Here is a 24,350-nt window from a genome sequence, read left to right as displayed (position 1 = left end):
CGCGGTCATAAATATGTTATGTACAATTTTACGTGAGGAGGAACAAATTTGCCAAAATTAACAATTGAAGGTGCGGGAACTTTTGATGTGAAAGAAGGAACAAAGTTAGTATTAGCAATTGAAGATAGCGGTGTCAACATTCTTCATCGTTGCGGCGGGAATGCACGTTGCACAACTTGTAGAGTAGAAATACTAGCAGGTGATTTCTGTGAAGCGAGTGCGAATGAGAAACATGCAATGACGGAAAAAGGAATTGAAGATCATTTACGATTATCTTGTCAAATGCGTGTACATAAAGATATAGTCGTTCGTCCGGTACTTACAGTTGAAAATTCAGGTCTTGATGCTGGGCCACGTCCGGCGGAGTAAAGCGATGAATTTAAAACAGCTCGCTGGCGAATATGCTGCTAACTTTGTAAACGATGGCATGAAAATTGGGCTTGGTACAGGTTCTACTGTATATTGGACAATACAAAAATTAGGTGAGCGTGTAAAAGAAGGATTATCATTTCAAGCTGTACCAACATCAAAGGAAACTGAAGCATTAGCACAGCAACTAAATATCCCCCTAATTTCGTTAAACGACGTACAAAGTCTTGATCTTACAATTGATGGAGCGGATGAAATTGATTCAAATTTACAACTTATAAAAGGCGGTGGCGGTGCATTACTTCGTGAAAAAATCGTTGCCTCTTCCTCTAAAAAACTAATTATCATTGCTGATGAATCGAAACTTGTAACACATTTAGGTACTTTTCCATTACCTATTGAAATCATCCCTTTTTCATGGAAACAAACCGAAAATAAAATTCAGTCTTTAGGATGTCAAACAACATTACGTTTGAAAAACAATGAAACCTATATAACCGATAACAATAACATGATTATCGATTGTATATTCCCTAATCATATTTCTAATCCTGCCCATTTACACACTCAATTAAAAATGATTACTGGTGTAGTTGAAACAGGGTTGTTTATAAGTATGACGAGTACAGCAATTATTGGTACTAAAAATGGGATAAAGAAATTGTAATAAAAGCTAACTTTTTAAAGTTGGCTTTTTAGTATGTTCTTCTTCTCTTAATAGTGCTTTATTATGATATACTAGGAAAACGTAAACTGATTACACTAGAAAGGACTGAACATTTTGCAATCCAAACTTATAACAGAACTTGCTGATTTAGAAACTGCCTTTCATATTCGAAAAGAAGTATTTGTAAAAGAACAAGGTGTCCCTCTTGCAGATGAATTTGATACATTCGATGAAATCGGAGAGCAATGTAAACATATTTTAGTTTATTATCATGAGCTTCCTGTAGGCACAGGGCGTATACGATTTGTTGATGGTGTCGGAAAATTAGAACGTATTTGTATTTTAAAAGATTATCGTACATACGGATTAGGTAAAGTCATCATTCAAACGTTAGAAGAACTTGCTCGTAACAAACAAGTTACAAAAGTGAAACTACACGGTCAAACACAAGCTGAAGGATTTTATACAAAACTAGGTTATCAAACTTCTTCTGATATATTTATGGAAGATGGCATTCCACATATACTTATGACGAAAGTATTATCATAATAAAAAGGTAGTGTATGAATCTTATGTATTCATACACTACTTTTTTTATTAATAGAAAAGTGAATTCTCAAGATTCCCTTTTGCATCAAAGCCCATCATCTCTTAGTTCATACCTAAGTAAAGCTTACACTGTTTTCCATAATGATAATGCATAAATCCAGTTTGGATCACCATTTCCTTGATAACTCTGGACTGCTTCATATACTTTTCCTTCGTGCAGAACTCTATCTCCCTTTTTATATGCTTTTTTTGCATCCCACGCTTCATATGAAGCGTTTTCAGTTTTTGTAGTAATTGTGAATATATCACTCTGTACGGATTCATTTCCAGCTACATCAACAGCTTTCACTACATATTTATAAGTAGTATTAGCGAGCAGATTTTTATCCAAATAAGAAGTTGTATTGGATGTTGCAATCTTTTTCATTGCCCCTTCTGTTTCTCTATAAATATCATAATGGTCTACACCAATATTATCGTCAGATGGACTCCACATTAAATCCACACTTGACGCTGTCGTTCCCATACTATGTAATCCTTTTGGTTGTGTTGGTGCTTCTGTATCAGGAGTCTCAACTGTCGTTTTTACTGTAAGCGCTGCACTTTCTTTCGATACATTTCCAGCTGCGTCAATTGCTTTTACAGTATAAGAGTATTCTGTACTTGGTTGTAATTTCTTATCAATAAAATGAGTGCCTAGTACTGTATCAATCATCTCTCCGTTACGGAAGATTTGATATCCTTTTACCCCTACATTATCCGTAGAAGCGTTCCATGTTAGTTCTACACTATTCGCTGTTACTTTTTGCGTCTGAAGTCCATTTGGAATACTTGGCGCTTCTATGTCTGGTTTCACATCATTAATAAGATTAACATCAATTACATTATAGAATGCATTTGCTGTATCAGCTACATCCCATACTGCTAAAATCGCATGATATCCACTACGATCAGTAGGTACATTGATTTTATGAGTTAAATTATTTGAAGCTGCAGAACCATCATGTTGTACTGTTCCAATTGGTTCAAAATCTGCTCTTGTTAGCGCTTTATTTGGATTCCATCCTTTTTTAGTAATATAGTAATGCCACTTACTCGTTAAGTGAGGCGCAGTATACTTCCAAGTAAATGTATTTTCCCCACCAGTGATTGTATTTTTAAACCAACGATTTGCTGTTTGTTGATCTAAAATACCACCAAATTTTCCGCCTGCTGAAGCAATTTGTCCATCTACTGGACCACCTTGTGGGAACCCTTTTGGAGCTTCTAAACTTTGTGGTTCATACATAACACTTCCACAGTTTACATTTAGCGCACCATAAGTTGGACTACATAAAGCAGATCGGCTACCAGGCTTTTCAACAAAACCGTGCGCATAAGCATTTTGAGGAATAAGTGTCGTACTAATAATTCCAGCTGTTAATGCTACAGCTCCTAAACTTTTTTTGTTCATTTTCATATTTTGTAGTTGTTTTAAAAATCGATTATTCATGTTCATGTCTCCTTCTTGTTATACTTTGTAGTGGAATGTGGGCTTTGATGTAAAAGAATAACAAGAGACAAACTTGTACCGATGTATGTGTTAATTATGCATACACCGCAGTGAAATTATATTTTCCTTGTAAAATATTTCACTTTATGAATATATCATGACATAGAAATTACCTGAGTATGTGCAGAAGTTGTGCAGAAACAGTGAAATTATTACTAACATGTAAAACTAAGTCCTAACATTTTAAAATAAAATTTGAATATATTTATCTATCATCTTTACTTCATAATTGACAATACATTTAACTAGTTAACTTTTATTCTTATACTTATATCTCTCAGTGCCTTAGTTTTAACCATACTAAATATTAAAAATAAGAATTATAAAGTTAAATAAAAAGCATCCTATTTAGATGCTTTTCTAATGTATAATTTCATTTTTTCACTGACCTACAAATATAAAAATTTCATCAACAGCTTCCTTATATCCACCTGATTTTTGGAAAGATTTCTTCAAATTCAAAGCGACTTCTTTAAATGACGGATTATTTAATACCATTTCTACACTTTCACTTAGTTGATCCGCAGTTAATCCTTGCATTTGTAATTTTATTCCTGCTCCAAGACTCTCCACTTGCTTTGCGACTACTGGCTGATCTGCACTTTGCGGTATTACAACGAGCGGAATCCCGTTATACAGTCCTTCATGCGCACTGTTCATCCCGCCGTGTGTAATAAATAGTTTCGTATATGTAAGCAGCTCAGTTTGGGGTACATAGTTTTTCACAATGAAGTTTTTAGGAATTTCGCCTAGATCACTTATTTTTGTTTTACTACCAATAGACATAACAATTGTATGCTCACTATTCTCAAAGGCCTTCATACACAGTTTATAAAAGTCAATCGCTTCATTAAAAACAGTACCTAATGAAATATAAATCGGACTTTTTTTTTCAATTGAAGTAAAATCAACGTCTCTGTTTTTCATTTGTGCAGAGATAGATGGTCCTACAAATTTATATGTTTCATCAAACGTATCACCAAAAGGCTGGAACTCCTTAATTGTATACACAATAGTAAGGGGTGCAGGATTACAGAAAACTTCATACGATGATTTTATTTCAACACCATATTTTTCAGCAATTCCCTCCGTTAAGTTTTGAAAATCATTCTGTATTTTATCATGAATTTCTACTGGGATATTTTTTGACAGATGACCTAACATTTGCCCAAAGGATTTTTCATCCTGCGCAAAAGATGTGCATGAATTTATGGCTGGCAGCTTAAGGATTTGAGCAATTAAATGGCCACAGCCAAACATAGAATCATGAATTATGTAATCAAAATGTTCACCTTCAATTTGTTCTAGAACGCTAGGTATTACAATATCCGCTGTATGTAGAAGGCCATTTATTCTTTCCTGTAAATAATTTCTGCCTCCAGATAGAAACGCTTTTATAAATTTTTGATCATCAATCGTTCGTACAGTAGCACCTGTCTTCTCAATCCGCTCCCTGAAAGCTTCTATTGAAAAATAAACGACCTCTTCACCACGAGAAATCAATTCTTCTACAACTTGTAAAGTTGGATTTATATGTCCTACTGATCCAGCGTTAATAAATAAAACACGCGCCATAATAAACACTCCTTACGTTAAATCGTTTCTATGTTGGCAAGAGTACGGATTTTCTCCATACTCTTTTCTTAGTTGTTCGTAGCATGTTCCTACTAAATTGACCTAGCGAGTCTAAAACCGAGATCATCTATATGAAATGTAGGATGGCTTCGACGACGACAAGTAGCGCCGCAACCTCTCGCTGCTTCAGCCCAACTACCACCACGAAAAATGCGGTATGATCCGTATACTTTTTCATCATACAAATCATAGCACCATTCCCAAACGTTCCCTAGCATATCATAAAGTCCCCATGCATTCGGTTCTTTTTGGCCAACGTCATGAATTTCTCCATTTGAATTTTCATTATACCATGCTATATCATGAAGTTTCCCGTATGTATATCCGGTTGTACTTGCTTTACATGCATATTGCCACTCTGCCTCAGATGGTAATCGGTAGCCATTTGAATCTAAATTACATTTCACAATTTGACTATCATCACTAATAGAATAATATTCTTTTAATCCCACTTTTTTTGAAAGTACATTACAAAACGCAATGGCATCGTTCCATGAAATATTGACAACTGGTTTATGATTTTTATCAAAATTATTTAATGTACTATTTGTAATAGCATCATATAGTTCCATTGTTACAGCATACTTTGCAAGAAAAAATGGTTGAATTTGCACTATCCATTCTTTTTTTATTCGATCATCTCTTAATACTACCTCTCCAACTGGAATATTTACCATTAATGAATCGATTGTTTGAATTAAATCATTAGTCATTTTCTATTCCTCCAAACGTTCATTTTATATGAACTTATAGTCATATACTCATTACAAAATACAATTTTCAAAAAGCGTTAAATTTTTCATAATAAAAAACGATTAGTTTAATTAAACTAATCGGTAAGATCCAAAAAGAATTGTTGTGTCACATTCTATTATTATATGTGCTCTAAAAATTTCCGAACCTCATTTGGAGATTTTAAAACAATAACCTTTTTCTCTTCGGACAATTGCTCTAACCCTTTTAAAATTGTAGGTCGTTTAGTATTAGGATATTCCCATATCCATTTAAAGAATTGCAAATCAAATCTTTCTTCACATCCCGCGCCCATATCTGGTCTTGTTTTATTCCGGTATTTTACAATTCTTTTAAAAGCACGATAAATACAAATTGTTCTATGCATATCAAGGAAGATAATTGTATCAGCTGCATTCAGTCTGATACCCATCGTCCCGCCATAATTCCCATCAATAATCCACTTCTCATCTTTAATTAAGTTATTTTGAACTGCTATTTGTTCTTCTCTCGGAACACCTTCCCAATTCGGTTTCCAAAATAATGCATCAAGATGATGCACCTTAATATTTAATTTATTTCCTAACTGCCTTGCTAATGTGGATTTTCCTGAACCGCCAGAACCAATTAATATTATTTTTTTCATACCTTTACGATACCTTCTATAATTTCTTCAATATCTTCCTTCTTAGCAAAAATCCAGAAGAACATTTCTTCATTTAACTTTAATAAATCTGGTAACTGGACAAAATAAGCAATAAAGATAATTTGAATTGAAAGCATAACATACCAAATAGCTTTTAGTTCTTCTTTCGTTAAATCATTTTGTTTATAATAACCTTCAAAGACTTTGCTAACGATATGTAACCATTTTTCTCTTAATCTTTCATCACTAAATAGCTCGCTTAATACACTTGTACAGCAATAACATAAATCAAATATTTTTACATTATTTTCTAAAATCTCGAAATCTATAAACCCTTCCAGTTTATCATCTTTAAAGATTACATTTGATAGATGCATATCACGATGAATAATTTGTCTCGGTAATGGATGGACCGTTTCCTTGAAAGCTGTGTGCATTCGCTCCATCTTTTGAATTACCTCTCGATGAGCATGCTCGTTCTTTTCTAAAATCGGTATAGCCCATTCAAATACTATCTTATATAAATCTCTTTTTATTAACTCATGGTCACTATTCACCGAATGTAATGCTTTGTGCAGATTAGCTATTTCTTCTCCAATTGTACTTGCTAGCCTTTCCAGCTTATTCGTATCTTTTATTTCTAAAACACTTCCGGCAACATACTCATATAAGCAATAATATTTTTCTTTATATAATACATATTGTTCATCATTTTCTGTCTTTACTACTTTCTGTACTTTAATTCCCTTTTCATACAGTTGCTTCAAAACATCGAATTCAACTAGAAGTTGCTTTATCGATCCCGTTCTCTTTAAAATGTACTCTTTATTCTTGCATAAAACCTTCGCTACTTTTGGTTGCATTACAGCAGCTGTGACATGTTCATTTCGAAACCAAAGCTTTGCAATTTCCATTGCTTGTTCCATTTACAAATACCCCTTTTACAATTCTTATTTCTTCCGAAAAATAACCTCACACAGTATTCCCACTCCAACACCAATTGTATAAGCCACTACATCACTCCACAAAAAACCGTATCCCAACACGAGTCCGCCCAAAGTCGTTGCACGAATGCTATCTATCCATTCCGCATGATACAATTGGCTAGCTTCAATCCCATAGCAAAACATTAAACTAATAAAAGCCAACTTCTTCGTCTCTGTTTTAGGAAACAAAAATCCAAAGCCAGTAAAAATCATTAATGCCCATAAAGCATCACCTAAATAATCATTTAATAGATGTGGTAGTGCAAAAGCAAACTTTCTTGAGCTAAGACCTAAAATAATAATAACTATAGTAAATAGTGCATATACTACTCTATTTCGTTTCGTATTCATTTTAAAGTCCCCTAATATGTAATGTAAAACTGTAAATAGCTAGTAAAACAAAGTTATTTTACTAGCTATTTATTAGTTGCTTTAATGATAAGAAAATGTGGATTCGTATTTAGATAATAATATGATTTCTCGTCTACTTCTTTCATTTTTTCAATTGCCTTCGGTTCTACTATCTCTTCTAATACAAAATAATTTGTAGTTTCATTTAGTATGTCTTGTAATGATCTTCTAAAAAACTTGACTTCAATAGTAATATTCGGTTTAACCCAAGTATCTATTAATAACTGTTTTTCAAAATAATTTTCACATGGAAACTTTGTGAAATCCATAAAAGGATGATGAATAGAATAAATAAGTTCCCCACCTGGCTTCAATACACGACGAAATTCTTGAAATACTTGATTCCAATTTTCTAAGTAATGAAGAGTTAACGAACTTACAATCACATCATACGTATTATCTTCAAATGGCAATGTTTCTTGCAGATCATGACAAAGGAACGTTGCTTCTTCTCCTATATTTTCTTTTGCTGCTTTTACCATTTCAGGACTTACATCAATTGCTGTAACATTTGCTCCTCTTCCTATGAATTGAGAAGTATACCATCCAGCTGCACATCCAGCATCTAATATCTTTTTTCCTTCTAGTTCCCTTGGAATAAGCTCCATCATCGCCGGTCTTTCATAATAACTGTTATATGGATTTGCAAAATCTAGATTTTCTTTATATGTACTCGCTAATTTATCATACGTATCTTTAATCGAATCTTTCATTACACACACTCCTAATACATATTAATCCATTAACTCCTGCTGCTTTTTCTTTGAAAATGATTGTAGTACTAGATCATACGACCAATCAATCATTTTATTAATTTGCTCCTGCTCTATACCCTTATGAATATAAACGGTATTCCAATGTTTTTTATTCATATGATACCCTGGAATAATTGTTTCTGGATAATCTTCTCTTATTCTTAATGCGACTTCTGGATCACACTTCAATGTAATCGCAGCTTTTTCGCCTTCTTCATGATTTACTATCGCAAATATTTTATTATTAAGCCTCATACATGTTGCACTCCAGCCATCTGGAGAATCTTCTGTCGCTTTTCTTTTCGATAAACAGTACGCTCTTGTTGCATTCATTTTAATTGGCACCTCTTATTCTTTCCCTGTTTGATTACGATGCATCACAATTTGCTTCGTTGCTTGAAATTGCTGCTCACCGTAAAACTTTATTAGCTTCTCACCGCAAAATAAACTAACAATATCAATATGAGATATTTCTCGAAGTAATATTGTAAGCATTTTCTCTCCAATACCTTTATTTCTTACACTCTCATGTACGACAACATCTTCAATGTATGCTCGAAAAGCACCATCAGAAACGACTCTAGCAAATCCAACTAATTCATTTTCTTCCCATACTCCAATGCCTATACTATTCTTTAACATTTTTTCAATATCGACTTCTTTTCTTTCTGGCCACCAACCGACAGAATCATAAAGCTTCTTTATTTTTTCTGCACAGATTGGTTGTTCTTGTTGCAATTTATACGTGTACATATGCTTTCTCCCATCAACCAGTATACATAATACTATTATAATCTCTTTTCAAAAAAGTGCTGACTATGACCTTTCGGATGATCTTCAACGACACCATACTCCCTGTAACCGTGCTTTTTATAAAATTCTGGCGCTTGAAAACTAAATGAATCTAGCAATATTAATCTGCACTCTTTTTCCTTCGCAATTTCTTCAATTTTATGTAAAAGTTGGCTACCATAACCGTCATGACGAACTGATTTATCAACCCATAAAAAGTCGATATGAAGATGATAAAAATACATCGTACCTGTTACACCACCAAATATTTTTCCTTCTTCATTTTTTACTACGAGGCTTACTTCTTCCATCGGCTGTTTTACTTCATCTGTTAAGATGGACATATTATATTGAATAACTTTATTTTTAATGTATTCTCCTTCAATACGTGTACCGTTCTCTATATGTTTCATATACATTGCTTCCTTTCAACTTAGTAAGCTACATTTTGTTTTTCCCCTTTAAAATACTAATCAAAACGAATCCACCATATGTAACAAAGCATGAAAAGCCAATTATCCCTGGTACAGAGACATAGCCTACCCTTATGTAACTTATAACTGCAAAACAAGCGATAGACAATAAAATAGATGGCCAAAATATAACAGCTATTTTTCTTCGTCCTCGTTTCGATGTACTTTCTTTCTCTTCAGAAACACGTGTGCCAAAAAGCAATACAATACAAATAAGGATCGCTGCAAAGTAAATTGTATCTAATGACAAATTGTGATCATATAGTGCGATTCCAACTTCAAGAACAATAATCGTTAAAATTAAAATAATGATTGTTGAAGTCTTTAAGTTTCTTTTCAATCGCTCACTCCTAGCATGCTTTCACTATATTCTTTGTATATGTACTTTAAAACTGCTGCAAAAGCTTCATCTACCTCTTTATTTTCACGTCGATTCGGTAAATCTTTTCCCCCCATCACATAAAGAAGCGGAAATTCGTTAAACATTCCTATTATACCAATAAATTCAATATCGAATATAAAAAACTTTTCGGCAGCTCATATCAGCTATTTAAATAAGAAAAAGGTAGCATGAGTTTTTTCTTGCTACCGAAAAATATTTATTCTTCTATAGGATTTTCAGGACCGTTAAGTTCCAGCTGATAAAAAGCTAAATCTAGCCATTTATTAAACTTATAACCAGCTTTTTTTATTGTTCCTGCATGAACAAATCCATAGTTTTGATGCAAGGCAATACTTTTCTCATTCTCTGCATCAATTCCAGCAATTAAGGTCATATACTCTCTTTCCTTTGCAATTTCGATTAATGTTTTCATTAAAGACGTCCCAATCCCATTTTTTCTATAATCCTTATCAACATACACCGAATGCTCAATTGAATATTTATAAGCAGGCCAGGCTCTAAATGGTCCAAATGTCGCAAATCCTACTACTTTATTATCTAATTCGTATACGAAAATGGGATAACCGTCAGCCTTTTTTTGTTCATACCAATCTATTCTATTTTCAAGGGTTACAGGTTTATACGCATATACAGCTGTTGTATAAAGTATCGCATCGTTATAAATATCTAAAATGTATGCTAAATCTCTTTTCGTTGCTTCCCTTATCATTGTTTTCTTCCTTTCATCATGTTCATCTTATTTCACTATCTTTTTAATAGTTTTATTTTATCGAAATTTCCGATTTTTATCTACATACGAATACTAGCTTTTCGGAAACCATCAAATATATTTATTGCAGCAGATAATGTGTAGAAGAAAATTCCTCCCCCAATGAGCCACGTTTTAAATCCCTCTGGGGAAATAGTAAATGCATTTGCCAAATACGTAATAAACCCTGCGTTAAATACATGTGGATTTACTACAATTACAATGAATACTATCGTCCCAGCTATTTGAAGAATAGCATTCCCAATCGCCAATCTTTGAGTCCATTGTCCCTGCACCAATTTATAAAGGGATATACATATTTCAAAAACGATCATAATTATAACGATTGGCCAGTACTGCAATAAAACATCTTGATTAAAAGTTGGCGAAACAAACTTCAGTCCATTTGCCGTACCGTTATATACGCCAACAAGATGATTCGCATAAAAGTAAAGTGTAGCCCAAACTGCTGTCCACATTAAACCTGCAAAAACTTCAAACTTCGAGATTGCTTTTTTCTTTGGGATATACGAGATGTTTTTCAAATCATCTGGTGTCCATTTTTTTAAACTTGTCGTCAACGGCTCGATACCTTTGTCTTTATCTGTTCTTTCTAAAATAACGAACACAAGTGTCAACCAGAAAAATACATGGAGGCCCACTTCAAAAATTTCCCCAATGCCTTTACCTATCAATTGCAAAATAACATTTAATATCGCTTGATCACCACTATAGCCTATAAAATTTTCTGCAACCATTGATATGAGTGCAATGACAGCTGCGATTGGTATAATCATTTTTAACAACGTTGTATATACATCAAAATAACGTGGTCCAATTAAATGCATCGGTCTATCCAAATAACCATTAGCCAATGAAACCGGACTCCCCAATTTTTTGAGAACGCTCTTTACATCCTCCTCACTATAATCTTCAGGTAACATATCCTCTATAGTTGACCTTAGTTCAAGTGTAATATCTTCACTATTTTTTTCAGGTAATCTCTTCGCAACCTCTTGGATATAGAGATCAATTAAATTCATTCTCTTCCTCCTTTAATAAGTTATAAAGTTCTTTCGAATCCTTTATCCATTCTTTTTTTAACTGCAAAAATATTTCTAATCCATAATCACTTAAAACATAATACTTACGAGGTCTACTCTCCGTTTTATCCCAACTACTCGTCACTAATTCCTGTTTTTCTAATCGGCGAAGTAGCGGATATAAAGTACTTTGATCAATTGTAATCCCTGATTGCTCCAATAACTGGACAAGTGAATATCCGTACTGCGGCGTTCTTAATTGACTTAAAACGGCTAACGTTAATGTCCCTCTTCTTAACTCAGTAATTAACGAGTTTAATAAAGTATCCATTTACTCACCTCATTTCCATTACTATATGTCATACAGTATGTGTTTTATACTATGTATCGTACAGTATTAATGTGACAAAAACTATATTTTTTACCGAAAAACGGATAATGAAAAGCGCAAATTATATGATTTGTACTTTTTTAGCTAAGTTATATATATAACACTCTAAAAGATAGCAACCTTAACTACTAATTTTGAAGTTGCAGTAATGCTATATTAAGTGACAACTATCGTATACATATGATGTGAACATAACATCTCACTATAGGAAGCTAATAAAACGGAAAATTATCATGGTTGAATGATTCCTGTTTTATTCTTTAGGCACTGTTGATTTCACACCGTTTTCAGCACCTAATCAACGTTATTTCCTTCATAAACTTCATCTTGTTCAAAATCTTTATTTTTGTTTGGTTTATTAGAGAAAAAAAACAATTAAATTAGGTTAATTGTTTTTCAAATGCAAAATCTTTATTTTTTTAAATAATCTATGATATTCGAAAAGACAAACTCTCCAAATGCAAGTGGTATATAAATAAACCATAACTTTAATATTGCCTTTGTTTCTTTGTGATCAGAATCCCCCATTAAAACCAACCCTATCCTTTTTCTTCAAATATTTTCTTTTTAATTCCAATAACAAGGAAATTATACCATTTATTAATGTTATAGTCTATTTTTTCTAAAAATTAAATAAATAAAACCCTTGTATTCCCTTAATATTCAGATAAATATAATAACTTTTTTACGTTTCATCTTCAAAGTCAATAATGAGTCCTGTTAGAACCGCTACATTACCAATCGATTGGATCCCGTGACCAATAAAATCCACCTTAAATTCTTCCCACTTTAATTTATGTAATGATATAATAACACTAAATTTTCAACACGTGCTTAATAGATTGGGGACTTATAATGGATAAACCTCTCACTGCATTACAAACTATTATTATACATATGAATACAACTGAGCATTGGCATGATTTTATTTGTTACTGTCAGCATCGCGAAGCGGGACTTCGAAAATTAGCTTATAAACATTTAGAGACATTTATTACAAATGCAAAGAAATGGGAATCAAAAGATCAAGAGGAGTTTGCCATTTCACTGTTTACTATTTTAGATGCATCAAACGAAAAAGATGAGGTGTTAACTTTCTCACTAAATAGTTTTCTAATTGACATTCTATATAGATGGACAGAAAACACCCCATTTGATTCAAGACCTTTTAAATGGATAGGAATTTATATGGACTCTAGCAATAAAGAAGACGATTTAGAAAAATCCCTTCGAAAAGCGATTGAATTAGGTGGTGATACCGAACAAGAAGCCATGATATACCTAGTTTCTAATTACATCAATACTTTAGATTTTGGTACACATGAATTACCGTCAGGTTATTGCGGGGATTTAGGCGAATGTATAGAAAAACTTCCCTATATGCTGCAATTAATTAATAGAATTCAGAATAAGAACATAAAGGAGCAAAACATTGGGCAAATACAAGAACAACTACACTTAATTCTAGATTGGTTAAAACATACACAAATTCCAGTAGATGCTGTTCGTATATGGGAAAAAGAACAAACTAAGGAATTAGAAAAAAGCATCGTATATCATTTAAACAACAGCTCAAGTCGTTAATTCATCGTGTACAGAGATAATAAAGTTGTTTAAAAAACGCCAGTCATGTTATTCAACAATCGGGCTATATAACGGAATAAATCCTTGTAAAAATTAAAAATATTTGAAATAATCGTCATTAAGTTGAAGTAGAGCGATTGCAGAAAAAGGTGATACGACTTTTTCTTACTTAATAATTGCACGATAGTTAAAAAATTCAACTAATTATATTCCGAAAGGGTGTGTGTAGTATCTTATCAACTAATGTTTTTACTTATAAATCTAAGGATGGAAAAACAATAATAATTAGAGAAGCTAAAGAACGGGATGCAGAAAGAATACTAGATTCTGCTTCAAAAGCTTTAATAAACGCTCCATACATGCTAAGTACGGTTGAGGATGTAAAAAAGGTGCGTATCGATGCTATTCAAAAAACGTTAAAAGCTTATCATGAAAATCCAAATTATGTACAGTTTATTGCTGAAGTTGATGGTAAGTTAGTCGGTACAATAGATTTTAAGAATGGAAACAAAGAAAAAATTAGTCATCAAGGGGCTTTTGCGAAGACCATACTACCCGAATATCGAAATTATGGTATTGGAAGAGCTCTTCTAGAAACGTTAATCAATTGGGCTAAAAATAACAGTAAGATTGAAAAAGTTTGTCTTGAGGTAATGGAAGATAATCTAGGTGCAATCCAGTTATATAAGAATCTAGGCTTCTTTGAAGAGGGTAAAAAAGCAAAGGGTGTAAAATTGGATGGTGGCTATCAAGATTTAATATTAATGGCTTTATTCGTTTAAAATTGAACATTAATTTCAATATAAAAAGAGGATCTTCATGGTCATCTCCCTGTTAAGTAGACAGTAATAGAAATCCTCTTTTTATATTTATCCCACATTAGCTTGCAGTAAAATTCCTCACTGATTATAGTTTTACTTTATTTTAATCCTTTAATTAAAGGTGACGCTTCCCCACTATGGAAAATCCATAAGTCATGAAGTGATCTCGTACATCCGACATATAGTAACTTTGCATCATGTTTTGTGTTTTTGTAATGTTCTTCATCCACATCAATTAAAAGCACCGCATCAAATTCTAAACCTTTCGCTAAATAGACAGGTACTACTGATATACCACCTTCATATTTACTTTGGTTTGCTTCAATTACGTTTACCGTTAATCCTGCATTTGTTAATTTCACATATATATCACGGCATTCATCTTCTGTTCTTCCGATTACCGCAATTGTTTTCACATCTGCATTTTGCAAATGTTTTACCGTCTTCACAATTTCAGTAAATTGATTTTCTGCATGAATTACTTTCACATCTTCTCCACTGCGGAAGACTGGTGTTGCGAGTCCTACTGGGATTTCTGCATTTTTAATTATTTCATTTGCAAATTCAATAATTTCTTTTGTAGAACGATAACTTCTTGTCAATTCATAATAACCGGTTTCTTGGAATACTTCCTTAAAAGCATTCCAATCTTCAATTCCTTGGTAATCATAAATCGCTTGCGATAAATCACCTAATATAGTGAAAGAATTACCTAATGTAATTTCTTTTAATACATAAACTTGGAAAGGCGAAAAATCTTGCGCTTCATCAATAACAACGTGATGAAACTTCTGCCCGATTTCGATCCCTGTTATACGATGATGTATGTATATTAAAGCTGGTAAATCTTCTACACACACTTCTTTTTTACGACAACTCTTTTCTGTTTCTTTAACAAGTTCTTCAGGTAATACCTCAAGTATTTCTTTACTTTTTACTATTGAACTATACAGTGAAAGAGCACTCATTTTCGGCCAAAACTTCATATATGCGTTCAGTCTCTTAGTCGCTTCTTTTTTTAGTAATTTTTTCTCGTTTGTTTCCCCGAATTTTTTAAGTTCAATTTCAATCCAGCGCTTCATTCGTCCTACTAATCGTTCTCTTCTTTTCTGTAAAGGATAATGTTTATATTCAACTTGCATCCATTTTTTAACATCTTCTAATGGAATAATCGCTCTATCCCACGCCTCAAAATCTTTTGTCGGAACTAACTCATTTTCAAATTGGATCATTCTCTCTTCAATAAACGTCTTAAATTCCAACGTACCCTTTAATTTACCTAGCATTACCTTCTTTTCATCACGATTAATTGAAAATGCTTCTTTCAATTTTTTTTCTGTCTGCTTTAGTTTCACTGAATCATCTAACGTACGTAATGCCCAATCTGGAAACGTTGTTTGACTAATATTCCCTACACCTAATTCAGGAAGTACACTCGAAATATAGTCTAAAAACAGACTATTCGGTGCAAATACGATCATTCTTTCTGCTTCTAGTTGTTCACGATATTCATAAATTAAAAAAGCAAGGCGATGTAAAGCAATTGTTGTCTTTCCACTCCCTGCAACCCCTTGAATAAGTAATGGTAAATTTCTTTCCGCTCGAATAATATCATTTTGTTCCGATTGAATCGTTGAAACAATATCCTTTAGCTTATTATCTTTATTCTCACCTAATCGATATAGAAGAAAATCATCGGCATGTGATACATCTTCATTTCCTTTTACATATGTATCAACAACACGTTCAAGTTCTCTTTTTCGAATGGAAATGTTTCGTTTTAAATACACATCACCTTCTACTAACCCATCTGGTGATTGATAAAATGCTAATTCTTCTCCACCGGTAAATGAATAAAACATACTTGCGACAGGCGCTCGCCAATCAATAATGATTGGCTTCATCGTGTCCATATCCGAAACCCCTACTTTTCCGATATAAATCGGCATAACTTCTTCTTTTCCATCTTCCTGAAAATCTAACCTTCCAAAGTACGGCTCTTGCACACCAATACGTAAGTTTTGTCTATTAGACTCCCTCATACTTTCAAGAATTTGCTCTTTAAAATCTTCTCCATAATAAACCGGGATTTTTTCAAGCCTATCCAATTGCTCATCCATCGTATGTAAAGTATCCTTCATTTTTTGTAACTCATCTTCAAATATGTTGCTCATTTCGACGATTCCCTCCTGTCCGTTCTAATTTTTCAGTCGAAGTATCATTGTATTAAAAATCCAATCATAAAGTCAATAGTTTCCATTTAAATTTTCCGAAAAAACTTACTTTTCATCTTTCTAATTTAAAAAGAATATGCAACATCTAAATCACACACATACACATATAGTATAGTGATGCATGTAAAAGATACTTCTTTCTATTTGTCTCCTATTTAATTTATCTATTAAAAAACATTGTAAAAATTAAAGACTTTAATCAATGGGCGTTTTACTGCCCATAAATAGTAGGATAAATAAAAGTAAAGGAGGCTCTTCAAATGAATATTTTGAATCTATCTCAAGATTAAATATGCTTCTATCTGGCTGTATCCTTATGGTTTGTTGGTCAATTATGTATGTTGAAATATATAGACTTACAAAATCCGTCTGGCCATGTGTTATCATGCATGCGATCGAGGATGCTGTTCCTACTGTTTTAGTTACAATAACAGGGATTATTACTCTTACAAACAGTAGTGATTTTTGGTTAAATCCTACTAGCGGGGTCACTGCTACTGTTTTATTTCTCGGAATTGGAACCGTACTAAGAACTATAAGAATAAAAAGAGAACGACAATTATTCACACAATAAAAAGCAGATAATGAATTCGTCATTATCTGCTTTCCAATTTTTAAAACTACCTTATTATATTTTTTGATACATAAGCCAGTCACCAGAGTCTATCACTTTCTTTAACATCTTTTTATCCTGAGCGATATACACATATGCCTCAATTTCCCCATCAGCAACATATACTGTTTGCGTGATTCGATCATATAAATCAGTCTCCGCATTGCCTCTATATTCTTCTAGTTCATCTAACTTACACAATATCTCATCATTTACTACATAAACTTCTCCATACACCTGTTCTTCAATCGAATAAGTCATGGCCGGATATCCTTCGTTCGTATCAAATAATTTTCCATATGTCCAAGCTCTGTCTGCGATACATGTTGCACCTAGCATATAATGAGCATTCGTTTGTCCTCTTCTTAACGTGCCATAAACGAAAACATGATACATAAATTCTTATCCCCTTTATATGCCTCTACTTTCTTATTTGTAAATAAGCACGAATCATAAAGTAACTCACTTCATTCGGAAGCTGTTCTTTAATAGATTTCAGACCACCATCTGCATTTTGAACGGCAGTTTCAATAAGAGATTCATACTCTGCTGGAACAAAGCTGTGCCAATCTACTTCCATTCCATCCTCATAGCAGCGAATTAAATGGTTTTCGATTGTTTGTCTTGATAAGTTACGTTCTTTTGCAATCTCATTCAAATCAATACCTTGTTTATACATTTCATACGTTTCTAAATGAGAATTTGCGGACGCTTTTCCTGACTTTTTACGCTCTGAAACTACTTCTGTCTTAATCGTTTCAGCATAATTTGGATTTTCCTCAATAAAATGCTGAACTGCTTGTAAGAAGTGCGAACCATATTTCACAAGTTTGTGTTCTCCGATACCTTTTACCGTCAACAATTCGGAATCACTTTGCGGCATTTTCACACACATATCTTTTAATGTTTGGTCAGAGAAAATAACGAACGGAGGTACACCTTCTCCTTGTGCAATTTCTTTACGTACTTCACGAAGCACTTCAAATAAAGGATGGTCTTGAACAATTTGTCTTGTCTCTACTCGTTCTTTTCGTAAAACATTCTCTTTACCAAGTAATACTTCTTTCCCTTTTTCAGTTACTTTTAACGTCGGATAAGTGCCATGTTCAACTGCAATTAACTCTTCTGAAATTAAAAACTCGATAAACTCACTGACCTCTTTTACACTACGGTTCGATAAAAGCCCATACGTTGGTAAAGTATGAAAATTAAATTCAATAACTTTCTTATTCTTCGACCCAGTTAATACTTGCGCTATCATTTGCTTTCCAAAGCGTTGGTTCGTTCTAATCATGCATGATAAAACCATTTGTGATTCCCTTGTCACATCGATGCTCTCGCGATTGTCTGTACAATTACCACAGCGTCTACAATCTTCTTTCGGTTCTTCTCCAAAGTATTGCAAAATGAATGATTGTAAACATTGTTCTGTATGACAGTAATCGGTCATATTTTGCAATTTTTCAAGTTCATTTGAAAAACGTGATTCTCCAGTTGATTGATCAATTAAAAAACGCTGTACTTGTACATCTTGAGAAGAATATAACAATATACATGTACTATCTAATCCGTCACGACCAGCACGTCCTGCTTCTTGATAGTAACTTTCCATATTTTTTGGAAGCTGATAATGAATTACGTAACGAATATTCGATTTATCAATACCCATCCCGAATGCAGATGTTGCTACCATTACACTTACTTCATCTCGTAAAAAGAGTTCTTGTTGCTCATTTCGATCAATATCACTCATACCAGCGTGATATTTTGATACAGAAACTCCTGCCTTCATTAAATCTTCATATAACTGATCGACTACTTTTCTAGTAGCTGCATATATAATCCCAGATTCCTTTTGATTTTGACGAATATAATCCGCCAAATATGCATTTCGATCTTGCCCTTTAATAACAGAAAACGATAAGTTCTCACGCTCAAACGTTGTCATAATTGTATTTTCTTGATTAATTTCAAGTGTATTACAAATATCATCACGTACTTGCGGTGTTGCTGTTGCTGTTAATGCTAATACAAGCGGCTTTTCTGGAAGATAATCTAATATGCGATGTATATGTAAATAACTTGGACGGAAATCATGTCCCCACTGTGAAATACAGTGTGCTTCATCAATCGCAATCATAGGGATTTTCATATCGATAAGTTGGTCAACAAACTCCATCGAATCAAGACGCTCAGGCGCGACATAAAGTAATTTGTAATGTCCTTGTTTCGCTAATTGAATTCGCTGATTTGCTTCAGCAATAGAAATAGAACTATTAATATATGTAGCTGAAATGCCATTCTGTACCAATGTATCTACTTGATCCTTCATAAGTGATATTAAAGGTGATATAACCAACGTCGTTCCTTCAAATACTAATGCCGGAATTTGATAACAAATCGACTTACCGCCACCCGTTGGCATAATACAAACCGTATCTTTCCCATCTAATACGTTTTTAATTGTTTCATCTTGTCCTCTTCGAAACGAAGAATAACCAAAGTAGGACGCTAAAAGTTCTTGTGCTTTAGTAAACAAAAAAGAGTCACCTGCTTTTCTTTATCTTTCATCTACTTCTATTATATCAATCACTTATGCGACTTGAAAGGGATGATTAGATGCTTATTGTTTTTTCATTATTCTATGTTTCTCCACCTATTTAATACTAACTAGCATCATTATTTTATATGTTTTACAACATTTATAATATAAATCCAGTACACAAGAAGAAAGAGTTTCAATTTAAACGTTCATTTTATTTCCCTTTCTTGAATACTACTAATCGTATACATATAAATTCAGGAGGTTACTATATGAAGCATCGTAATATGAGTTCCATCACGGCGAAAACGAAAACACAAAAACTCCAATTCTCTAATAATGATGCGTGGAAATATGAATCATACTATAAGTATCAGCCATTATTCTCTTATAAAAAGCTTTTTAATTTTCTTTCTCAACTTTTTAGACGTTAATATATGCGCAAAAAATATATCATTCACAAAATTTTTCTCAATATTAAATGTATAGACTTACTACAATTCAGTTGTTACCATATATAATAATCTGTTGGATAAACCCCTTAAGTTGACCTGCTTATATTAGCAGGTCTTTTTCATGATTACATACTTCTGTGTACCTCGATCTCACTTCCAAGTCTTTTCTCCATTTTATAACCATATTTAACTCCCAACAATTCATGATTATCATGAATTGTTGGGAGTTAAATTGTTCACATATAATTATGCAATTCTTCTTTCTCAATACACAAAAGATATTTTACTTGTTACTATAAAAGTACTCCAGATGAGTTTTTTGCTCATCGACATTATCTAGTTATTGGGGCCTGCCGCGGGAAGCAGGTCCCTTTGACTGTATGAAGGTCCTAATTTTATTTGGACACATTTACCAGGTTTTTTCAAAAGAATTTTATGATAACATTACGTAGTCGAGTCCGACATCTCGGCAATACCCTTTTGAGGGTCTGCAACTTCCCTTGCAGACCCTCTTTTACTTTATATTCAATTTATTCATATATACCACAACATCATTCACCTAATTTCTCCATTTCAAATTTCCTAAAAATAATCTAGGACACGTAACTAAAAATAAATCTTCATCATACTTTGAGTTATACATGTTCAAAGGAGTGTTACTATTTATGTATTCTTATTGGCAATCGTATTACTCCCCCTACCATAACCCTTATGTAAACTATGATTTATCCGTACGGAACTACCGAATTAGTAAAAATGAGAATTTTTTAAAAGGGTATATGCGTTCTTTATGGGAACAACACGTCGCTTGGACGAGATTGGCTATTATAAGTATAGTCTTTAATTTACCAGATGTTAACGTTACTGTTGGACGACTTCTACAAAACGCAACACATATGGGACTATCACTTGAACCATTTTACGGTGAGGATGCAGTGAAAAAATATAGTGCATTAATTAAAGATCACTTAGTAATTGCAGCGGATCTTGTTAAAGCCGCAAAAGCTGGTAATCAAAATGCAGCGGCCGCTATAGAGAAAAAATGGTACGCTAATGGTGATGAAATTATTGAATTTCTTAACAGTATCAACCCATATATAGATAAAGAAGAATTTAGAAAAATGTTTTATGAACATTTAGCACTAACGAAAGCAGAAGCACTTGCCTTCCTAAATAAAGATTATGAAGCAGGAGTAAAACTTTACGATAAAATTGAAAAAGAAGCATTGGAAATGGCCGACATGATAACAAACGCAATCGTAAAACAATTCCCACAAGTATTTCAATAAAGTGAAACTTTAATCAGAGTAGGTATTACTACTAAGTAGTACTTGATAAAAATAAGTCGATTTCCAAACATAAATCGGCTTATTTAGTTTTCTCTCTATGATATTTCACCTCTCCTCTTTACATTTAGCTTATATCGATATATTTTATTAATATCCGTTTTTTATAGGAGGAAATAGTTTGATTAACGCAATTGGTCTCGTTTTTATACTTACAAATAAACACGAGAAAAAAAAGAAAGTTTACTTAAATGAAAAATTTGCACTAATAGATATTATTGATTCTAAAGAAGTATTTGATGATGAAGGGAGTCCTTTAGTAGAACTAACATGTAAATATAGTATATATTTAGATGAAAAATATTACTGTAAATCTCTCGATGATTATACCGGACAAGTATTTCCTTTCTTAAGTGCAAAAATAGGAAAAGGTCTTCTAAGAAACTTAAACTACTACTTTTCTTACGTTGATGCCTATGATAAGAAACCACCAGTTAAAGAAATAAGACCACTTATGAAACAAGTAACGAACAGATAGCCAAAAATACAAAAAAAGAAAGCATCTAACTCTGGATGTTTTCTTTTTTATTGAAAACTCATTAACTTTCATCCTCTTCTAAAAGTATGTATCCAAGCATATTTTAAATTAAAAACATTGGAGGATTAGAGTGAATGAAATACTCAGAAACAATTATAAGCAAACGACTTCGAATACTTAAAATGACGGGTATGTTTTTCATGCTAGTGTTAATAGCATGGATTGGCTATACAAAATTACTTTATGAAAACGGCTTTCTTCAAGAAAAAAAGAATTCAGTAGAAGTAATGAACACTAGCATTACAGGAGAAATAGAGCAGCTTTTTCATATAAACTTGCAAGGTTATCGAAAAACAAGCCTTGATGCTGTTATAGAAGCAAGCAAAACCGATCCAAGTGAACTATCCCTAATTGAACTGGTCAACAAATCCTGTTCGCGAGATTGCATAGGCGAACCAGTAACATATGTAAACTCAAACAATGGATATATCTTTTATAAGGAATCTAATGGAACTAATGTAGCTATAACGGTTAAAAAGAAAGACACATGGGTAATTGTAAAGAAATCTGTTCAAGATGGAATATAATCACCCAAAAAAAGAGTACGTATCGTACTCTTTTTTATTATTAATACCCTTCCTCTTCATGAATACAATGGCATTTCGGTTTTGTTTTACAATGACATTTTTCACACTCACATTTCGGTTTCTCTTTGCAACAACATTCGTGAAAATCATTGCGTTTACATCTACATCTCCCAAACATTAAATTATCCCAAAATGTATTACAATTTCGGGAATGCCCACAATGACAAGTATTTCCCATGAATCTGCTTCCTCCTTAATAGAATTCATCATATTCTATGTTTAAAAGTATACAAAGGCTTGTTTATTAGTCTATTTTCTCCATATTATAAGTAGAGTTAAAAGATTACATAAAAATAAAAAACCGTCACATGACGGCTTTTTATTTAGCAAACTACTCTTTTGTATAAAAATATTTAATTCCTTTCGTATCTAACCAAGCAGTTGCTTTGTCCAGTTCATTCCCTTGACGATAATCTGTTTCGAAATACACAAGCCCTTGGTTATCTCCACGAGATATTATTTTAGAAGTATATCCAAGCTTATCCATCATTTGAATCATGTCAGGAACTAAATTTACACCAAATTCATAAGTAACTACTTTGTTATATTTATTCACTATAATTCCAACCCCTTCTTGTTTTTTTATCGGCTCAACAATTGGATTTGTAAACCAAGCTAACGGCTTATTTCCAATCAGCTTATTTAAATCACACTTGCCGATACCAGCCACATTCCCTGTTTCTGTGTATTGCCAAATATCACATGAATACGCCGGTTTGTTACCACCGTAACGAGGAATCCATACAAAATCAGAATTGAAATTTGCCATTCCAAATGGAGCATACATATGATGAGCAATATATAAACCAGCCTTCTTAGCTCCTAATCTGCGTAATTCATCAATAAAAGCTTGTGCACCCGCTCTCATATCGTTCATTGTTCTTACTTCTACGTCAGCTACCCAAACTGTTGCATTTTTATCACCACGGTTCCAAAAGTCTCTTGCTTCTATCCGTGCATCCTCTACTGAAACGAAACGACAGAACGCATAATTACCAAACGGAATATTCCGTGCTTTCATTGCTTGTACATAATTTTTATATAAAGGATCTACATAGTTTGAACCATCTTGCACACGTGCAATTACGAAATCCAATTGTGGTGCTGCGATATCCCAGTTAATGTCGCCATTCCATTTCGAAATATCCACAATATAACCCATTATTTAACATCTCCTTTTTCATTATTATATTCAAAGCTTGTTTTTTTGCTATTATCAACTAATAAATAGTATGAGAGGTAGTATATTATTGGGTAATAATTTAAAATTCGGCTTATGTATTGAGAAAACAAAATATTATTACAGGTTTAACAAGTAAAGATTTACAAAGCTCTAAACTATATAAAGTGAAACTATAATTAGTAGGAGGCTACGAGCAGTGAAATTCCCACTTAATTTCTTAGCTTCATCCGAATTTTGAGATAAGAATTTTACTGCCCACAAATAGCTAGATAAACAAAACCACCTTTCTGACAGG

Annotated in this window: 28 protein-coding genes and 3 pseudogenes; 10 read left to right on the top strand and 21 right to left on the bottom strand. The window is 33.0% G+C overall.

Annotation, left to right across the window (positions count from 1 at the left end; translation table 11 throughout):
• Nucleotides 1-48 precede the first annotated feature (48 nt).
• The 3 genes from MR168_RS01740 to MR168_RS01730 all read left to right on the top strand — a co-directional run bounded on the left by MR168_RS01740 (nucleotide 49) and on the right by MR168_RS01730 (nucleotide 1,585).
• Nucleotides 49-369: a 2Fe-2S iron-sulfur cluster-binding protein gene (locus MR168_RS01740; protein ID WP_001125388.1), complete on the top strand. Its 321-nt coding sequence runs from the start codon at nucleotides 49-51 to the stop codon at nucleotides 367-369.
• A gap of 4 nt (nucleotides 370-373) precedes the next feature.
• Nucleotides 374-1,036: a ribose 5-phosphate isomerase A gene (rpiA, locus tag MR168_RS01735; RefSeq protein WP_044306431.1), complete on the top strand. Its 663-nt coding sequence runs from the start codon at nucleotides 374-376 to the stop codon at nucleotides 1,034-1,036.
• 114 nt (nucleotides 1,037-1,150) lie between these two features.
• On the top strand, nucleotides 1,151-1,585 hold the full coding sequence (locus MR168_RS01730; protein ID WP_001190865.1) for a GNAT family N-acetyltransferase: 435 nt from the start codon (nucleotides 1,151-1,153) through the stop codon (nucleotides 1,583-1,585).
• Between the two features lie 124 nt (nucleotides 1,586-1,709).
• Here MR168_RS01730 and MR168_RS01725 read toward each other — a convergent pair whose 3' ends face one another.
• The 16 genes and pseudogenes from MR168_RS01725 to MR168_RS33875 all read right to left on the bottom strand — a co-directional run.
• Nucleotides 1,710-3,077 (bottom strand): lytic polysaccharide monooxygenase, encoded by a 1,368-nt coding sequence (locus MR168_RS01725; RefSeq protein WP_086411314.1) that lies wholly within the window; start codon nucleotides 3,075-3,077, stop codon nucleotides 1,710-1,712.
• Nucleotides 3,078-3,518: 441 nt separating this feature from the next.
• Nucleotides 3,519-4,712 carry a macrolide family glycosyltransferase gene (locus MR168_RS01720; protein WP_086411313.1) on the bottom strand — a complete coding sequence of 398 codons (1,194 nt, stop codon included), beginning with the start codon at nucleotides 4,710-4,712 and terminating at the stop codon, nucleotides 3,519-3,521.
• 92 nt (nucleotides 4,713-4,804) lie between these two features.
• Nucleotides 4,805-5,485, bottom strand: a complete 681-nt coding sequence (locus MR168_RS01715) for a formylglycine-generating enzyme family protein (RefSeq protein ID WP_086411312.1) — start codon at nucleotides 5,483-5,485, stop codon at nucleotides 4,805-4,807.
• A gap of 161 nt (nucleotides 5,486-5,646) precedes the next feature.
• The gene (locus MR168_RS01710) at nucleotides 5,647-6,150 is read right to left on the bottom strand and encodes a DNA topology modulation protein (protein WP_016122657.1); all 504 of its coding nucleotides are present in this window, start codon (nucleotides 6,148-6,150) and stop codon (nucleotides 5,647-5,649) included.
• Nucleotides 6,147-7,076 carry a phosphotransferase enzyme family protein gene (locus MR168_RS01705; protein ID WP_086411311.1) on the bottom strand — a complete coding sequence of 310 codons (930 nt, stop codon included), beginning with the start codon at nucleotides 7,074-7,076 and terminating at the stop codon, nucleotides 6,147-6,149. Before MR168_RS01705 ends, MR168_RS01710 begins: the two co-directional genes overlap by 4 nt.
• Nucleotides 7,077-7,100: 24 nt before the next feature.
• Nucleotides 7,101-7,487, bottom strand: coding sequence for a ribosomal maturation YjgA family protein (locus MR168_RS01700; protein ID WP_065224855.1), 387 nt, complete (start codon nucleotides 7,485-7,487; stop codon nucleotides 7,101-7,103).
• Between the two features lie 65 nt (nucleotides 7,488-7,552).
• A complete protein-coding gene (locus MR168_RS01695) occupies nucleotides 7,553-8,260 on the bottom strand; it encodes a class I SAM-dependent methyltransferase (protein WP_025709473.1) in 708 nt (235 codons plus the stop codon).
• Between the two features lie 21 nt (nucleotides 8,261-8,281).
• Nucleotides 8,282-8,635, bottom strand: a complete 354-nt coding sequence (locus tag MR168_RS01690; protein ID WP_000994622.1) for an MmcQ/YjbR family DNA-binding protein — start codon at nucleotides 8,633-8,635, stop codon at nucleotides 8,282-8,284.
• 15 nt (nucleotides 8,636-8,650) lie between these two features.
• Nucleotides 8,651-9,055, bottom strand: a complete 405-nt coding sequence (locus tag MR168_RS01685) for a GNAT family N-acetyltransferase (RefSeq protein WP_025709475.1) — start codon at nucleotides 9,053-9,055, stop codon at nucleotides 8,651-8,653.
• Nucleotides 9,056-9,090: 35 nt separating this feature from the next.
• Nucleotides 9,091-9,507, bottom strand: a complete 417-nt coding sequence (locus tag MR168_RS01680) for a GNAT family N-acetyltransferase (protein ID WP_000680416.1) — start codon at nucleotides 9,505-9,507, stop codon at nucleotides 9,091-9,093.
• Nucleotides 9,508-9,535: 28 nt separating this feature from the next.
• Nucleotides 9,536-9,907: a hypothetical protein gene (locus tag MR168_RS01675; protein WP_025709477.1), complete on the bottom strand. Its 372-nt coding sequence runs from the start codon at nucleotides 9,905-9,907 to the stop codon at nucleotides 9,536-9,538.
• Nucleotides 9,904-10,068, bottom strand: a pseudogene (locus tag MR168_RS01670) (serine hydrolase); the annotation flags it as partial. The pseudogene MR168_RS01670 and the gene MR168_RS01675, both read right to left, overlap by 4 nt.
• 98 nt (nucleotides 10,069-10,166) lie before the next feature.
• Nucleotides 10,167-10,679 (bottom strand): GNAT family N-acetyltransferase, encoded by a 513-nt coding sequence (locus MR168_RS01665; protein WP_025709479.1) that lies wholly within the window; start codon nucleotides 10,677-10,679, stop codon nucleotides 10,167-10,169.
• 80 nt (nucleotides 10,680-10,759) lie between these two features.
• On the bottom strand, nucleotides 10,760-11,761 hold the full coding sequence (locus MR168_RS01660) for an HAAS signaling domain-containing protein (RefSeq protein WP_025709481.1): 1,002 nt from the start codon (nucleotides 11,759-11,761) through the stop codon (nucleotides 10,760-10,762).
• Nucleotides 11,748-12,092, bottom strand: a complete 345-nt coding sequence (locus tag MR168_RS01655; RefSeq protein WP_000380294.1) for a PadR family transcriptional regulator — start codon at nucleotides 12,090-12,092, stop codon at nucleotides 11,748-11,750. The genes MR168_RS01660 and MR168_RS01655 overlap by 14 nt, the downstream gene beginning before the upstream one ends.
• Before the next feature lie 748 nt (nucleotides 12,093-12,840).
• Nucleotides 12,841-12,915: pseudogene (locus tag MR168_RS33875) on the bottom strand (DUF6944 family repetitive protein); the annotation flags it as partial.
• A 92-nt stretch (nucleotides 12,916-13,007) separates the two neighbouring features.
• Between MR168_RS33875 and MR168_RS01650 the strand changes: the two are divergent.
• Complete coding sequence (locus tag MR168_RS01650) at nucleotides 13,008-13,736, top strand: hypothetical protein (protein ID WP_086411310.1); 729 nt, start codon at nucleotides 13,008-13,010, stop codon at nucleotides 13,734-13,736.
• A 221-nt stretch (nucleotides 13,737-13,957) separates the two neighbouring features.
• Nucleotides 13,958-14,518 (top strand): GNAT family N-acetyltransferase, encoded by a 561-nt coding sequence (locus tag MR168_RS01645; RefSeq protein WP_242291175.1) that lies wholly within the window; start codon nucleotides 13,958-13,960, stop codon nucleotides 14,516-14,518.
• A gap of 137 nt (nucleotides 14,519-14,655) precedes the next feature.
• Here the strand turns inward: MR168_RS01645 and MR168_RS01640 are convergent, their stop codons facing one another.
• Complete coding sequence (locus MR168_RS01640) at nucleotides 14,656-16,731, bottom strand: HelD family protein (protein WP_048558472.1); 2,076 nt, start codon at nucleotides 16,729-16,731, stop codon at nucleotides 14,656-14,658.
• A 319-nt stretch (nucleotides 16,732-17,050) separates the two neighbouring features.
• Here MR168_RS01640 and MR168_RS01635 point away from each other — a divergent pair.
• Nucleotides 17,051-17,365 (top strand): annotated as a pseudogene (locus tag MR168_RS01635) (CPBP family intramembrane glutamate endopeptidase); the annotation flags it as partial.
• Nucleotides 17,366-17,419: 54 nt separating this feature from the next.
• Here the strand turns inward: MR168_RS01635 and MR168_RS01630 are convergent.
• Together MR168_RS01630 and recQ are read right to left on the bottom strand one after the other, a co-directional pair.
• Nucleotides 17,420-17,800 (bottom strand): gamma-glutamylcyclotransferase family protein, encoded by a 381-nt coding sequence (locus tag MR168_RS01630; protein WP_000274907.1) that lies wholly within the window; start codon nucleotides 17,798-17,800, stop codon nucleotides 17,420-17,422.
• A gap of 25 nt (nucleotides 17,801-17,825) precedes the next feature.
• Complete coding sequence (gene recQ, locus MR168_RS01625; protein ID WP_086411309.1) at nucleotides 17,826-19,943, bottom strand: DNA helicase RecQ; 2,118 nt, start codon at nucleotides 19,941-19,943, stop codon at nucleotides 17,826-17,828.
• Between the two features lie 275 nt (nucleotides 19,944-20,218).
• On the opposite strand from recQ, the gene MR168_RS01620 reads away from it, so the two are divergent.
• From MR168_RS01620 to MR168_RS01605, 4 genes are all read left to right on the top strand, one after another.
• Complete coding sequence (locus MR168_RS01620) at nucleotides 20,219-20,380, top strand: hypothetical protein (RefSeq protein ID WP_000682743.1); 162 nt, start codon at nucleotides 20,219-20,221, stop codon at nucleotides 20,378-20,380.
• A gap of 686 nt (nucleotides 20,381-21,066) precedes the next feature.
• Nucleotides 21,067-21,690, top strand: coding sequence for a hypothetical protein (locus tag MR168_RS01615; protein WP_000287728.1), 624 nt, complete (start codon nucleotides 21,067-21,069; stop codon nucleotides 21,688-21,690).
• A 178-nt stretch (nucleotides 21,691-21,868) separates the two neighbouring features.
• On the top strand, nucleotides 21,869-22,225 hold the full coding sequence (locus MR168_RS01610) for a cytoplasmic protein (protein WP_086411308.1): 357 nt from the start codon (nucleotides 21,869-21,871) through the stop codon (nucleotides 22,223-22,225).
• A 134-nt stretch (nucleotides 22,226-22,359) separates the two neighbouring features.
• Nucleotides 22,360-22,812, top strand: a complete 453-nt coding sequence (locus tag MR168_RS01605; protein WP_000877572.1) for a hypothetical protein — start codon at nucleotides 22,360-22,362, stop codon at nucleotides 22,810-22,812.
• Here MR168_RS01605 and MR168_RS01600 read toward each other — a convergent pair whose 3' ends face one another.
• Complete coding sequence (locus tag MR168_RS01600) at nucleotides 22,813-22,986, bottom strand: hypothetical protein (RefSeq protein WP_000503004.1); 174 nt, start codon at nucleotides 22,984-22,986, stop codon at nucleotides 22,813-22,815. It abuts the gene before it with no gap.
• A 217-nt stretch (nucleotides 22,987-23,203) separates the two neighbouring features.
• The gene (locus MR168_RS01595) at nucleotides 23,204-24,034 is read right to left on the bottom strand and encodes a GH25 family lysozyme (protein ID WP_086412049.1); all 831 of its coding nucleotides are present in this window, start codon (nucleotides 24,032-24,034) and stop codon (nucleotides 23,204-23,206) included.
• Nucleotides 24,035-24,350 lie beyond the last annotated feature (316 nt).

It is taken from the genome of Bacillus cereus group sp. BfR-BA-01356 (assembly GCF_022663635.1).
Classification (GTDB): domain Bacteria; phylum Bacillota; class Bacilli; order Bacillales; family Bacillaceae_G; genus Bacillus_A; species Bacillus_A cereus.
Note: the sequence above shows the minus strand (reverse complement) of the source record. Positions and strands in the feature narration are given on the sequence as shown.

Bases quoted from the DNA above. Each gene is read 5' to 3' on its own strand.
- MR168_RS01655 (WP_000380294.1), bottom strand. From the start codon at position 12,092: ATGGATACTTTATTAAACTCGTTAATTACTGAGTTAAGAAGAGGGACA.
- MR168_RS01605 (WP_000877572.1), top strand. From the start codon at position 22,360: ATGAAATACTCAGAAACAATTATAAGCAAACGACTTCGAATACTTAAA.
- MR168_RS01650 (WP_086411310.1), top strand. From the start codon at position 13,008: ATGGATAAACCTCTCACTGCATTACAAACTATTATTATACATATGAAT.
- MR168_RS01700 (WP_065224855.1), bottom strand. From the start codon at position 7,487: ATGAATACGAAACGAAATAGAGTAGTATATGCACTATTTACTATAGTT.
- MR168_RS01680 (WP_000680416.1), bottom strand. From the start codon at position 9,507: ATGAAACATATAGAGAACGGTACACGTATTGAAGGAGAATACATTAAA.
- MR168_RS01725 (WP_086411314.1), bottom strand. From the start codon at position 3,077: ATGAATAATCGATTTTTAAAACAACTACAAAATATGAAAATGAACAAA.
- MR168_RS01685 (WP_025709475.1), bottom strand. From the start codon at position 9,055: ATGTACACGTATAAATTGCAACAAGAACAACCAATCTGTGCAGAAAAA.
- rpiA (WP_044306431.1), top strand. From the start codon at position 374: ATGAATTTAAAACAGCTCGCTGGCGAATATGCTGCTAACTTTGTAAAC.
- MR168_RS01690 (WP_000994622.1), bottom strand. From the start codon at position 8,635: ATGAATGCAACAAGAGCGTACTGTTTATCGAAAAGAAAAGCGACAGAA.
- MR168_RS01640 (WP_048558472.1), bottom strand. From the start codon at position 16,731: ATGAGCAACATATTTGAAGATGAGTTACAAAAAATGAAGGATACTTTA.
- MR168_RS01660 (WP_025709481.1), bottom strand. From the start codon at position 11,761: ATGAATTTAATTGATCTCTATATCCAAGAGGTTGCGAAGAGATTACCT.
- MR168_RS01715 (WP_086411312.1), bottom strand. From the start codon at position 5,485: ATGACTAATGATTTAATTCAAACAATCGATTCATTAATGGTAAATATT.
- MR168_RS01705 (WP_086411311.1), bottom strand. From the start codon at position 7,076: ATGGAACAAGCAATGGAAATTGCAAAGCTTTGGTTTCGAAATGAACAT.
- MR168_RS01720 (WP_086411313.1), bottom strand. From the start codon at position 4,712: ATGGCGCGTGTTTTATTTATTAACGCTGGATCAGTAGGACATATAAAT.
- MR168_RS01620 (WP_000682743.1), top strand. From the start codon at position 20,219: ATGAAGCATCGTAATATGAGTTCCATCACGGCGAAAACGAAAACACAA.
- MR168_RS01695 (WP_025709473.1), bottom strand. From the start codon at position 8,260: ATGAAAGATTCGATTAAAGATACGTATGATAAATTAGCGAGTACATAT.
- MR168_RS01615 (WP_000287728.1), top strand. From the start codon at position 21,067: ATGTATTCTTATTGGCAATCGTATTACTCCCCCTACCATAACCCTTAT.
- MR168_RS01665 (WP_025709479.1), bottom strand. From the start codon at position 10,679: ATGATAAGGGAAGCAACGAAAAGAGATTTAGCATACATTTTAGATATT.
- MR168_RS01710 (WP_016122657.1), bottom strand. From the start codon at position 6,150: ATGAAAAAAATAATATTAATTGGTTCTGGCGGTTCAGGAAAATCCACA.
- MR168_RS01630 (WP_000274907.1), bottom strand. From the start codon at position 17,800: ATGTATCATGTTTTCGTTTATGGCACGTTAAGAAGAGGACAAACGAAT.
- MR168_RS01595 (WP_086412049.1), bottom strand. From the start codon at position 24,034: ATGGGTTATATTGTGGATATTTCGAAATGGAATGGCGACATTAACTGG.